Below are 11,720 nucleotides of genomic sequence, written 5' to 3'. Positions count from 1 at the left end.
AAAAAGAGTGTTCCCCCATGAAGGGAAACACTCTTTCTAGTCATCCGTACTATTTCAAGCCCAGCACTTCAACATCGTAAATCCGTGCAGCCGTGTCCCCGCCCTGTGTCGCCTTCTCGATCTGAAGACGCACGTACCGTGCGGAGGTAAGTTCGATGGCATGGCTGCTGATCCCTTGCGTGTTGTCTTTGACCGAGACGGCATCCTTCCACTCCTTGCCGTCCGAGCTTACTTGAATGGAGAAAGCCCGCGTGTTGAACGCGGCAGGCTCGCCTCCGGCTTCCGCGTGCTTGATCACGAATTCGCTGACCTTGTGCTCGGCTCCCAAGTCTACCGTCAGCCAGTGCGGCCCGTCTCCGACGGCACACCATTTGGTGGCGGCATTGCCGTCCACTGCAAATGGCGGCGCTTCCTTCTCGTTCACGAAGCTGGATGCGGACGCGCTTTTGCCAAGAGCAAGGTTGCCGACGCCGTTCTCGGCTTCCCGGGTTACCGTGATGAGCTTCTTCTGGATCCGATCCTCGCCAACGCTATTTTTAGCGGTCAGCGTGACCTCGTACGTTCCTTCCTCGGGATAGGTCACTTTAGGATGCTGGTCCGTACTGGACGCCGGCTGCCCGCCAGGGAAGCTCCAGCTCCAGGACTCCGTCACTTCCGAGGAAAGATCCGTGAATTGCACCGTTTCTCCCGGCGCAATCAGGGTTTTATCCGCCTTGAAGGCTGCCGTCGGCTTCGGATATTCCGGCCAGTCGAAGCTGGCGGATGCCGCCTTTCCTTGCTGGTAGTGGCGGTTTACCGGAATCACAACCATTTCGGTTGCCTCCTCCTTAAGCGAACGCTTCATTTCCGGTACGTAATAAACGGTATTTCCCGTCATGCCCATCAGTTCGTACTTGCCGTCCGGAAGGATGCGATAAACCTGATAGTACAGTACGTCTTCATTCTGTTTCGGCGCTTCCCACGACAAGCGCGCATCACCATATATTCCATCGCGGAAATCATTCTCGATAACCTTCAAATCGGTTACCGCGTGCGGTTTCTTCGCCTTGTCGTTCACCTGCGTAACCGCCAGGCGGCCGATGTTGGCCCGATAATCCGCCTGATCCGCCGCGGACTCGAATTGAAGCGAGATTCCGGCAATCGTGCGGCCTTTATACTTGTTCAGCTTGACGCTTCCCTGCTTCCAATCCTGATTCGCGCCCGTGGCGGTCCACTTGCCAGGCTCGAAAAATTCGTACCGATCCGGCGCATCGGAGAATGCCAAGCCGATCTTCACCTTGGCGTCCTTGGCATTGTCGGCATACACGAGTGATACTTCCGTGGTCGCTTCCACCGGGATATTCGCCTTATACAGCTTGAGATGGGTGGAGGAGCCTTTGCTTACGGCACCCGCCACTTGAAGCGAGCTGCCGCCGTAGTAGGATTTGCCGAAATCAAATCCCGGTTTCAGGGCCTCGCCTTTGCCGTTAGTCTCCGCGATCCATCGCCAGGTCGGCAAAATATCCTGCAGGCTCCGGTTGCTCCAATCGCGGCTTCGCATCACTTTGCCGTCCACCGCAAACAAATGGCCGTTGCCCGTATTGAAATGGGTGACGAATTCGGAGTCGGTCAGCACGGTTTTTGCAACGACATCATGGGCAATCCCTCTCCAGGCAAGCGGATCGGTCCCTGCAGGCTGTGACGTGTTCGCTGGATTCATTCCGGGTCCCACCCAGAAAATCTGCTCCTTATTCATGTACTCCTCATGGGTTTCGGAGCTGTTGTACGCCCAATCCGGACGGTAAATGCCCAGGGAGGTCGTGGCTTTCTTCCCGTCCGGGAACAGAACCGGCCAATTGAACCTGCCTTCGTAGCCCTTCGCCTCCACGTCGATGCCGGCATATAGATCATACGGACTGCGGCCAAGCTCCGCCGCTTTGGCCGGGGAGTTCAAGAACGGAGTAATGTAATCGTATTGGCCGTTCTTCTCGTCTTTGAACTGCCAGCGGAAATCGATGAACATGTTGTCGGAAACCCGCTGATTTCCCTGTTGGAAGAACATTTCGTTCTTATCCGTCAGGGCCCCCTGCCACTTCACCGGTCCCTCCTTGATCATGGAATCGTACCAGATCACTTCCATGCCGGGTCCTTGGTTCTGCTGCAAGTAAGTCAGAAACTCAGCCATCTTGGCCGCATCTTCCGGCGTTCCGCCCTGCGTTTCCTGATTGATGAACCAGCCGTCGAATCCGTAGTACGTCGCTACCTCGATCAGCTTATCCGCAACCGGGAAAGAACCGTCCTCCCGCTGCTTTAACAGATCATGCAGCCACTGGATTTTGCCTCCGTGCTCGGTTTGCGGCAAGAAAACGGTTCCAAAAACAGGAACCCCATTCTTATGGGCCGCATCGATGACGTCGCTGCTTGGCGGAACGATTAATCCTTCGCCTGCGGAGCCGCCCCACATGACCAGCTTGTCGATGTACTGCCAATTGCTGAACGTATAGGTATGGAACTTCTCCGAGCCCTGCGAAGGAGCTCCGCTTGTGCTCGGATACATGGAAGCGATCGATAGCACCTTTACTTCTTCCTTGGCGTTGCCGTTTACTTTGCTTCCTTGGATGCGCTGATCCTCCAGCTTCACCGTTCCCCGGTTAAAACGGGCATCCTTGTCCTTGGACGGCGACCATTCCAGCAGCGTGTTCGGATACCAATACGACGAATCCGGCTGGGCCGCTTCGGCTTCTCCGGCAAAGCCCGTCAGGGATGCGGCAAGCAAAGCCGTGCTCATCCATGCCGCCATTCTGCGCTTCCACTGGGTTCTTGCGTAATAATCCGGTTTGATTCGTTTCATGGGAAAACCTCCTATTATTCGAAGATCATTTCGCTTACGCACATTGGAACCTTTTTCGGTGAAGAAAGAAAGGACAGAGAGAAACGGCCGTAAGGAACAGCCGCTTCTACCCTTCATACCCTTTACGGATTACTTGTTTTGAGCCTTCCACTCATCGAACTGCTTTTGAGCTTCGGCGATCACTTTGTCGATGCCGGCATCCTGGAACTTTTGTTTAGCCTTCGGCAGATATTCTTCAGGATCGACGGAGCCGGTGTACAGCGCCGGAATAAATTCCTTGGCTACGTTCGTGATGGCCGCGACCTCCGTTTTGACCGGAGCCGTGTCGAAATTAAAGCCGAACGTAGGCGCCACTACGGCAGAGGTATTAAATTTCTCGAATGCTTCCCATTTGTCCTTCGGCTCGCCTTCGTGAAGGTACGTCAGGAACATGTTGCCGAGCGCGAAACCAGGCATCGCATAGTTCTCCTGCATGGCAGGCATATCCTCGATATACGGCTCTTCAAGCTTCTTGTAGTGCGTTCCTTCCAAGCCGTATTGAATCATGTTCCGGAGTTTCACGTCCGTGTTCAGCAGGTTCAGGAACATCATCGCCCGCTCCGAATTTTTGGAGTAAGAAGAAATGGCCATCATCGAACCTGCTGCGGAGCTGGTGTAAATGACAGGATCATGCATCGGTCTGGTCACGATGTCATAGCCCGCGTTTCTGGACCAGCCAAGCTCTGCGTATGGCTGCGTAATTTCGCGGTCCACGAGCCATTTGCCGGTTTTGATGTTGTCGATGCCGTCCAGCGTTGCAATGTCCTCACGCACATAGCCCGCTTTATAGTATTTGCGCATGGTCGTCAGCGCCGATTTCAATTCAGGCGAATCCAGCAAATTCACGAATTTAAAGTCCTCGGTGTCCAGATACATGCCGATCGGAATTTCATCGCCGAGCGGGTAGTCAAACGGCATGTACGGTTTAAAGCCTTTCGGTACGGCAAGCGGCGTAATTTCCGCAGGCTCGTTCTCTTTAATCGTTTTGAGAAGCGGTTCCAGATCTTCAAGCGTGGTCACCTTGGAAATGTCCAGGTTGTACTTATCCAGATACTTTTTGTTGAAGCGCCATACAAATTGCTGTGCCAGTTCCTTGTTGGCCGGGATGCCATAGTTGACGCCGTTAACCTTCGTTCCTTCCAGGAAACGGGGATCCAGTACTTCCTTAATGCCTTTTCCGTACTGATCGAGCAGTTCGTTCAACGGCTTAAACGCGCCTTTTGCCGCATTTGGAAGGTAATCGAACGCCCACGAGCTGGTGAAGGCGATGTCGTAATTCTCGCCGGAGCTCGTAATCACCTGCATCCGCTGGCTGTAATCGCCCCAGTCGATCATGCTGATTTCGATCGTTGCATTGATTTTTTCCGTCAAATATTTATTGATTTCCTCTTGAACCATAGGCAGGTCTTTCTGATTTGGCCCGATCATGTACATTTTCAGTTTGACCGGATCCAGTTTGGAGGCATCAATGGTGCCGTCGCTTTGGACAGCCGCCTCTTCCTTCGCTGGTTCACTTGGCTTACTGCCGCCTTCCTTGCTGCCGCAGGCCGACAGTACAACGGTCAGCAGAAGCACGAGAGCAAGGGACAGTAAAGAAATCTTCTTCTTAAACATGAGTTTTTCCCCCTGTGTCACTTAATGGTTATTGCTATATTGATACCGCTTACACACCCGGGACATGAAAGCCGGATTTCTCCGGCAGTGTGCGCTTGCGGGTTCAACCTTATGAAATTATCCTTTGACCGAGCCTACGGTCAGACCCTGGACAAAATACCGCTGGAAGAACGGATACGCCATGACGATCGGCAGCGTGGCCAATACGACCATCGCCATCCTTACCGTCTCCGTCGGCAGGCCGGCGGCCACATCGAACGAGCCGATATTCTGCGCATTCTTCGTCAGGAAGTCCATGTTCTTCTCGATCTGCATGAGCATGAACTGCAGCGGTGGCGTCGCCTGCGGATTGTTGTAGTACAGCAAGGCGTTAAACCAGTCGTTCCAGTAGCCCAATGAGCTGAACAAGCCGATGGTGGCGATCCCCGGCAGCGAGACCGGCAGGACGATACGGATAAAGGTCAGAAATTCGCCGGCGCCATCGATTTTGGCGGACTCGATAATCTCATCCGGAATCGTCGTTTGAAAAAAGGTCCTCATGACGATGATGGAGAACGCGCTCAAGGATAGCGGAAAGATCAGCGCCCAGATCGTGTTCTGCAGATGCAGGAACTGGGTCATCACGATATAACCCGGTACCATGCCGCCCGAGAACAACATGGTGAAGAACGCCAGAAAGCTGAAAAACCCTCTAAATTCAAAGTTTCGGCGGGACAAGGCATACGCATAGGTCGTAACCAGCGCCAGACTCACCAGCGTTCCCAGCACCGTGACCAGGAGCGTCAAGCCGAATGAGGACAGCAATTCGCTTCCCGTTTTGAAAATATACTCGTACGCGGCCGTGCTGAACTGGCTCGGCAGCAGCCTAAAGCCTTCCAGGACCAGCGTCTGTTCGTCCGTCAGGGAAATAATGATAACAAATAGGAACGGAAAGATACAGGAGAACGAGAAGAGCCCGATCACGATATTGAAAATCGTATTCCACAAAGGGGAGATGGCATTATAGTCTCTCTTCCTTGAACGCTTGGCCGACTGGCGGGCGGTTTGCGTTGATAGCTGCGACATTGAAGTTACACCTCCCTCGGATTAGAAGATCGCATGATCTTTTTCGATTTTTCGAACGATATAATTGGCAACCAGAATCAGAACCAGTCCGACAAACGATTGGTACAAGCCCGCTGCCGTGCTCATGCCGATGTCTCCCATGTTGATCAGACCGCGGTAGACGAAGGTATCGATGACGTTCGTAACCGGGTACAGCGCGCCCGAATCCTTCGGAAGCTGGTAGAACAATCCGAAATCGGAACGGAAGATGCCGCCGATCGCCAGTATGGTCAGGATGATCATGAGCGGCTTCAGCAGCGGAATGGTGATGTACCGCACCTGCTTCCACTTGCTGGCGCCGTCGATGACGGCCGCTTCATAATAAGACTTGTCGATCCCTGTGATAGCCGCAAGATAAATAACGCTGTTGTAGCCTACGCCTTTCCAGATGCCGACAAAAATGATGATGAAGGGCCAATACTTCGCTTCCGAATACCAGCTGATCGGCTCTCCTCCGAAATAGGTAATGATTTGGTTCAGCGTTCCTTTGTCCACGCTCAGAAAGGTGAACGCAAAATAACTGATGATGACCCACGACAAAAAATGCGGCAGAAACATACCGGTCTGATATACCTTGGCCGTCCGCTTGTTGACAAGCTCGCTCAGCATGATCGCAAACCCGACCGCAATGACCAGGCCCAGAATGATAAAGGCGAGGTTATAAAGAATCGTATTTCTCGTAATGATATAGGCATCATTGGTCGTAAACAGATACTCGAAGTTTTTGAATCCTACCCATTCGCTGTTGAACACGCTGGCGAAGAAACCGTCCGGGCTGATGCGGAAATCCTTAAAAGCGAGCACGGTGCCGAACATGGGCAAGTATGCAAAGATCAGAAACCAAATGGTTCCGGGCAGTATCATCAGCAGCATGAACCGGTTGCGTATAACCTTTTTGATGAACCCCGACATGGGCACTCCTCCTCTTCCCTGTTAAATGCAAGTGATGCGACCGAAGCTTTAAAATGTCCCATGATCGTTGTCAATGCGGCTTTATCCAAGAGCCGGCCGTTATCTTCTCACTCGTCCTTTAACTACTTTTATTGTGCCAAGTAAGCGCTACCGCCCTCAAGTTGAAAAATACTAGAACGGTATGGATAAATTAAAGAATCCTTCACAAACAACAAGAAAAACAGGCCAAAGCGGATTCGCCTTGAGCCTGTCGCAAAGAGAAACGTTGGTGTTAGATCCGATACATGGACCTCATCTCGGTTGGAGATACGCCCGTATATTTTTTGAACTGCCTGTAAAAGTACGAGCTGTCCGTGTAACCTACGCTGAAAGCGATATCCGCCGTCTTCTGATCGGTATGCAGCAGGAGCTGCGTCGCTTTCTCGATGCGGTAATGGTTCAAATAATCCGAAAAGCTTGCGCCGACCTCCTGCTGAAAGAGCTGCCCCAAATAATTCGGATGCATCTGCAGCCGCTGGCTCAGCGTCTTCAAGGATAGCTCTTCCGGATAATGGTGCTGCACCTGCTCGACAAGGAACGATACATGGGGGCTGTACCCCTGTTCCGCTTCCTGCAGGCGCTGGAGGCTGCGCTCGACAATGCGCCATACATGGCTTCGGAGCCCCTGGAGCGTATTAATCCGGTGCATTGGCGTGAACACCTCGCTGTAGTCGGGGCTTTTCTCCACATCCTTTGCCGCTATCATCAATTGGACAGCCGCATTCATGCAGGCTCCCCTGGGTACCGTCTGCGCCCCGCTGCCGCCGTCAAGAACGGATTCGATGTAGGCCTGCAAGGACGAAACATCGCCTTCGATCAGCAGCTTCGCGAAGGCATCGGGGCGAACCGACGGCGAAGATGCCGGATCGGACTCCGGTTCCGCAGGCGGATGGTATAAGGTCTCTTCATCTCCTGCAATCAGGCGGGCGTTGAAGTGGCCTTTCGCTAGCCTGTAGCTCTCCTGAATATCTTTAAAATCATGGACAGCCGCATGACCTTCGGCGCACCACATGCGCAAGCCGGTCAACTGCCGCAGCTTGGCCATGGCTCCTCTCATCCCTTCCCGCGCAGCATCCTTCCGCTCCTTCATCGAGGCCGTCAAAACAACGATGTCGTCATCCGCATCGGGAAAACAAATGACCTCATGATCTCCCCCAAGCTCCTCCGAAAGAGCTTGGCAGCATTCATCCGCCAGGCTGGTCAGGCGGAAGAGCTGGGATACCGAGCGCTCGTCGGATATGAGCCGCAGCACGTTAACCTGGTATGACGGATAATGCAGCGGAATGCCGAGAAGCTCGGCTCTTTGCTTGAGCTCCGAGCTTTTGATTTCGCCGTTCACCCATCGCTGCAAAATATTGCTGCGGAGAACCTTCCAATCCTCCTCGGAGCGAAACCGCTTCAGCTCCTCGCGTTCCCAATCGCCCCGGATATGCTTGATCGTTGCTTCCAGCTCCTCGATGTTGATCGGCTTCAAAATGTAATTTTGGATGCCGAGCGTAATCCCTATCTTCACATATTCGAATTCCTCATACCCGCTAAGCACAATGAACTTGGTGCGGGGATGCATGGCTTTCACCTTCTTAATGAGCTCGAGTCCGTTCATTCTTGGCATCATAATATCCGTGATCAGCAGATCCACAGGCTCTTCCTTCAATTTCTCTAGCGCCTGCAGCCCATCGTTGGCCGAACCGGACACGTGCAGATCGTATTCCTGCCAATCCACAATCGTGGCCAATCCCTGAGCAATCAAAGGCTCATCATCAACAAAAAATACGCTCCTCATGTCGTCTCCCCCTTGCGAAGCTTCGGTATTTCCATGCGGACCTCCGTTCCCTGCCCCTCCGTGCTGCGGATGGTCACGCCGTAATCACTTCCGTAATTCAGAACGATCCGTTCATGCACGTTCATCAGCCCGATCGACCGGTAGCCCTTGTCGGGAGGCTGGAGAACCTTGTCCAGCGTCTGGCGGATCTGGATCAGCTTTTCCTCCGGTATGCCCGTTCCATTGTCTGAGACGGTAATCACGACCCGGTCCTCTGCCCCGTGGGCCCGGACAGAAATTTTATTGTTGTCCTCAAGCGGACGGAATCCGTGAACGATATAGTTTTCCACGATGGGCTGGATGAGCAGCTTGATAATGCTAAGGTTTTGGATTTCCGGGTCGACCTCAATTTCCGTCTCCAGCCGCCCTTCATAGCGGATGCGGAACAAGTCGAGGTAAACCGAGCACATATCGATCTCCTCTTCAACGGTAACCATCGTGCTCTTCTTCACCATGTTCTTGAACATGACCGACAGGCTGTATATCATTTGGCCCACTTCCTTCGCTCCCACGAAATACGCCTTCATGCGAATGGATTCCAGCGTATTGTATAAAAAATGGGGATTGATCTGCGACTGCAGGGCAACCAGCTCCGCGTTTTTTTGCTTGATTTCCGAGGTGTACATCTTATCGATGTACTGCTCCAAACGGTCGCCCATGTCGTTGAACCGGCGGGAAATTTGCTGCAGCTCGTCTTCGCCGGACATCTGGATGCGCGTCGACAGATCGCCTTCGCCGATGCGGTTCATCGAGCGGATGATCCGCTGCACTTTTTTGGAGAATTTTCGAACGATCGTGAACGTAATTGCAAAGCTGGCCGCCATAAATACAAGCGTGACCAGGATCAGTCCGGTCCTCAAACTCTCCGTATTCTCCTCGATCGAGGATTTCGACACGATACCCACCACCGACAAGCCCGCATTCCCGACATTCAACATGTTCACCTTGGAGGGTTCGTCCAGCTCCACCCAGTCTCCGGCTTTTTCCGGTTCCAAGTGGTAGGGATAGGTTTGACCGTAATACACATCCTCCGAGTCGTAAATCACGGTTCCCTGGGCGTTCAACACCATGATCCGGCCTTTGACCGAAGCTCTGCTCTCGAGCCAGGTCGATATTTGCCGGGCGTCGAACTCCACGTTCAACATGCCTACCCGTTCCAGGGTCCAAGGGTCCTTCAGCTCTCGCGAATAGGAATAGGACCTTGCACCGGAGCCTGCGGCTGAACCTGAAAGCTCGTTTAGCGGCATGGTATCCCAGCTGTGCTGCTCCCGGCGGGCGAACCAGTTCTCCCATTTGCTTTTGGAACCGGATTCATTATTCAGCTGCTGGTTGGTCCGGCTGATGTGCATATAAAAATCGTTCGGATAACTGTAGATGGACACGCTTTTGGCGCTGGGCTCCTGCTCCAGGTAATTCTTCAGCAGGGTATTGAAGGACCGCAAACGCTGCTCCCCCGTCTTGGTGTACAAATCCAGGCGGTATTTGAGGTAACTCTCATATTCGTTGTTCAAAAAATAGATCAGCTCGTCGCTCAGCGTGGCGTCGCCGTAAATCTGCTGGAATATATTCTGGATGCTCTCATACTGCCGGCTCAAATAGATATTCAGGACATGCGCGGATTTGAGATTCGCATCCGTCTGCTCACGGAGTATGCGCTGCGTTTGATATTGATAGACCAAGGTCGCCGCAATCGCGAACAGCACGATCATGACGGCCGAATACAGCACGACGATTTTGTTGAACATCTTTCGCTTCAGATGGTTTAAATAAAATTGGCGCAGTCTGAAAATATGTAACACACCCTGTTCTATAATGGTCACTTCGGCCCCCAGTGTACACCGTTTCCGTAAACCCGGCAATTGCATTCTGCAGCTCTGTGAACGAGCGCTGCTGTACCGGGACGGCATAGATGGGCTGTGCCGGAAACGGCAGGCTGGATTCCGTTCGTCCCCACCGAACGTGTTGTAGAGTCGCTAGGCATGGGAGTGGATGTGCCGAATCCTTCAAGTTGCCCGCATAGGAGATCCAGAGGCAAACAAGAGGTTTTGCTGAAGAGAACGCGCAGAACCGTATCGCAGGTTTTCGAGGATCCGTCGTTTATGAAAGAAGGCTTGGCATGTCGCTGCTTAGATAACGTCCACCTGCCGCGAAACTAGAGGAATGCCCTGCTGGATGTTGAATATCTATTAAGGATCCGTGTTAGCTACTGCCGTGTTCCTGATGAATGAAACCTTTACGAACCGAGGATATGACCGATGAAACTTCAATTCCTATATAACGAATATCTCAATCTGAAATTCAATAGAGGATTACCGTCCACTCCGATAGGCGGCTTTGAATACGGCCTTCTTGAGGACGGTGGCGCTGCATTATTCTTTGCCGAGCGTAACGATGAGGCTTTTGTGGAGTGGACGCATGAATTGCAGCCGAGGGACGCCCATTATGTTGCGAGTCCGGACTGGAAGCCTGTGCTGTCCGACTCTTTTAAACAGCTGGACGTCTATGATGAATTGGTATTCTATTATCTGCTGTTTACGATCAATGCAACGACGTCCATAGCCAAGATCAACCCGTACAATGCCATGAATGATTTCATGAAGAGCTATGGTTTCTTTCAGTTGTCTCAATTGAACGGTGTCACCGGCTTGAACGAGGAACAGAGGCTGCAATTAAGAGACTTTTTCTTCTTTTTCTACCTATACGCGCACCCGGTTAATGAGGAGACCCTCTACGCCTTTTCATTCCGCGGGCAGGATTTGATCCATACCAAAACCAACATTCATGTTGAGCATTATGTAACTGCATATCACGATTACTACAGCGAGCATCTCGACAAGTATGCAGATCAAGTATTCATCGATCCCCCTGAAATCCAGGCATGCAAACATCTTACGCTGGAGCTGTTAAGGTCCATCGAGGGCAAATCGGCCAAGCTGGAGATGCCACCGGAAGAAGGATTAGAGGCCCTATTGCGGCTGATCAATGACGTTGATGGTTTTATGCACATGCATTCGGTGGATAAAACGACGCTATTCGGGATCATGAGCGATTTCCTCTCGGACGCTCGCTCCACCCCTTACCGTGATCATTGCTTCCGTATGCTGCTTCAGAATTATACCTGTTATGTCCTTTATTTTGAGTTTGAGCAAATTCATCATTTGGTGGATTATTTTAAAGATACGCCGGTATGGTGCGAGAGAATGATTAATTCCCTTTTTACGGATGCTATTTTTATGCAGAAGATCCTGCGGCATCACCGGATCGAGATTGCTGATTATACCAACGTGATTGCGTTCTTTAATGAGGAAGCGCGGAGGATTTATTTGTAATCGCTGAGGGAGCATTTTATGGAGACCTTGA

General features: G+C 52.2%; 7 protein-coding genes. 1 reads left to right on the top strand and 6 read right to left on the bottom strand.

The window, feature by feature from the left end; all coding sequences use genetic code 11:
- Window positions 1-49: 49 nt before the first annotated feature.
- From JNUCC32_RS25600 to JNUCC32_RS25575, 6 genes are all read right to left on the bottom strand, one after another.
- Complete coding sequence (locus JNUCC32_RS25600) at window positions 50-2,830, bottom strand: endo-beta-N-acetylglucosaminidase (RefSeq protein WP_192570197.1); 2,781 nt, start codon at window positions 2,828-2,830, stop codon at window positions 50-52.
- Between the two features lie 129 nt (window positions 2,831-2,959).
- Window positions 2,960-4,483: an ABC transporter substrate-binding protein gene (locus JNUCC32_RS25595; RefSeq protein ID WP_096777216.1), complete on the bottom strand. Its 1,524-nt coding sequence runs from the start codon at window positions 4,481-4,483 to the stop codon at window positions 2,960-2,962.
- A gap of 117 nt (window positions 4,484-4,600) precedes the next feature.
- Window positions 4,601-5,548, bottom strand: coding sequence for a carbohydrate ABC transporter permease (locus tag JNUCC32_RS25590; RefSeq protein ID WP_009590967.1), 948 nt, complete (start codon window positions 5,546-5,548; stop codon window positions 4,601-4,603).
- Window positions 5,549-5,569: 21 nt separating this feature from the next.
- Window positions 5,570-6,499, bottom strand: coding sequence for an ABC transporter permease (locus JNUCC32_RS25585; RefSeq protein WP_009590960.1), 930 nt, complete (start codon window positions 6,497-6,499; stop codon window positions 5,570-5,572).
- A gap of 271 nt (window positions 6,500-6,770) precedes the next feature.
- The gene (locus tag JNUCC32_RS25580; protein WP_192570196.1) at window positions 6,771-8,321 is read right to left on the bottom strand and encodes a response regulator transcription factor; all 1,551 of its coding nucleotides are present in this window, start codon (window positions 8,319-8,321) and stop codon (window positions 6,771-6,773) included.
- On the bottom strand, window positions 8,318-10,180 hold the full coding sequence (locus tag JNUCC32_RS25575; protein ID WP_192570195.1) for a sensor histidine kinase: 1,863 nt from the start codon (window positions 10,178-10,180) through the stop codon (window positions 8,318-8,320). Before JNUCC32_RS25575 ends, JNUCC32_RS25580 begins: the two co-directional genes overlap by 4 nt.
- 435 nt (window positions 10,181-10,615) lie before the next feature.
- Between JNUCC32_RS25575 and JNUCC32_RS25570 the strand changes: the two genes are divergently transcribed.
- On the top strand, window positions 10,616-11,689 hold the full coding sequence (locus JNUCC32_RS25570; protein WP_192570194.1) for a hypothetical protein: 1,074 nt from the start codon (window positions 10,616-10,618) through the stop codon (window positions 11,687-11,689).
- The last annotated feature ends 31 nt before the right edge of the window (window positions 11,690-11,720 follow it).

It is taken from the genome of Paenibacillus sp. JNUCC32, from assembly GCF_014863545.1.
Classification (GTDB): Bacteria; Bacillota; Bacilli; order Paenibacillales; family Paenibacillaceae; genus Paenibacillus_AQ; species Paenibacillus_AQ lautus_A.
Note: the sequence above shows the minus strand (reverse complement) of the source record. Positions and strands in the feature narration are given on the sequence as shown.